Source organism: Synechococcus sp. R55.2, assembly GCF_047462075.1.
Lineage (GTDB): Bacteria > Cyanobacteriota > Cyanobacteriia > Thermostichales > Thermostichaceae > Thermostichus.
In genome coordinates this window covers 1-651 of record NZ_JANSIH010000263.1, presented here as the reverse complement: position 1 = coordinate 651, position 651 = coordinate 1, and the positions used below count along the sequence as shown (strand labels likewise).

The following is a 651-nucleotide window of genomic DNA, read 5'->3' as shown; positions in this document are numbered from 1 at the left end:
ATACCCCCCCGCTTTTAGGCAGGGGATTCTTGTTACTGGTTCTGCGACAGCACTTACTTCATCCGGTTGCCCCTCAAAAGCAGCGGTGCTTATCTCCCCAGTCGTTCCCCCAAGCGCTACGCGCGGGGCGGTTCCCTTATGCCCTAAGGTACCGTTCCATTCCACTCCAAGCATGTGCAGCCGCCGCTTCAGGATGTTCAGAGCTGCGTTCTGGTCCCTGTCCAGCTCAAACCCACACTTAGGACAGACATGAGTTCTTGTGGATAGGGTCTTTACTACCCTATGCCCACAGTTACTACAGTCCTGCGTGGTGTACTGCGGTGGTACAGCTACCACCGCTTTATCCCACACCTTGCCGTAGTAGTCTAACCACTGGGTGAATAGGGACCAACTAGCATCATGGATGGATTTAGCCAGATGACGATTCTTGACTAGGTTTTTCACCTGCAAGTCTTCATACGCCACGACGTCGTGAGACGCCACCACGCACCGGGCCTGCTTGATTGCCCAGTCTCTACGCTGGCGTTGCACTTTCAGATGCACTTTCCCTAGTCGCTTTCTTTGCTTGTGGGAGTTCTGGGATTGGGATTTTGCCCCTATCCTGAACTTCCGACTTAATCTGCGCTGGGGCTGCTTCAACCTCCTTTCGCT

General features: G+C 53.9%; 1 protein-coding gene. It reads right to left on the bottom strand.

Features of this window, described 5'->3' with window-relative positions:
- The coding region (locus NW838_RS08805; protein WP_414427872.1) for an RNA-guided endonuclease InsQ/TnpB family protein at positions 1-639 on the bottom strand (639 nt) is incomplete at its 3' end.
- Positions 640-651 lie beyond the last annotated feature (12 nt).